This window comes from Lacrimispora sp. YZC11 (assembly GCF_057543815.1).
On sequence record NZ_BAAJYQ010000010.1, the window covers coordinates 1 to 659 of the forward strand.

At 55.1% G+C, this 659-nt stretch carries 1 rRNA gene; it reads left to right on the plus strand.

The window, feature by feature from the left end:
* A 23S ribosomal RNA gene (locus AC27IJ_RS13610) occupies nt 1–659 on the plus strand; the annotation flags it as partial.

The following is a 659-nucleotide window of genomic DNA, read 5'->3' on the forward strand; positions in this document are numbered from 1 at the left end:
CCTTGCGGTATTGGATTTCTAACCTGCAGCCATGACCTGGCTGGGGGACAATGTCAGGCGGGGAGTTTGACTGGGGCGGTCGCCTCCGAAAGGGTATCGGAGGCGCTCAAAGGTTCCCTCAGAATGGACGGAAACCATTCGAAGAGTGCAAAGGCATAAGGGAGCTTGACTGCGACACCGACGGGTGGAGCAGGTAGGAAACTAGGACTTAGTGATCCGGTGGTATAAAGTGGGATTGCCATCGCTCAACGGATAAAAGCTACCCTGGGGATAACAGGCTTATCACTCCCAAGAGTTCACATCGACGGAGTGGTTTGGCACCTCGATGTCGGCTCATCGCATCCTGGGGCTGTAGTAGGTCCCAAGGGTTGGGCTGTTCGCCCATTAAAGCGGTACGCGAGCTGGGTTCAGAACGTCGTGAGACAGTTCGGTCCCTATCCGGCGTGGGCGTAGGATATTTGAGAGGAGCTGTCCTTAGTACGAGAGGACCGGGATGGACTGACCTCTGGTGTATCTGTTGGCTATCAAGGCCATGGCAGAGTAGCCAAGTCGGGAAGGGATAAACGCTGAAGGCATCTAAGCGTGAAGCCCCCCTCAAGATGAGATATCCCATCGCAAGAGTAAGACCCCTTGAAGACGACGAGGTAGATAGGGCAGAG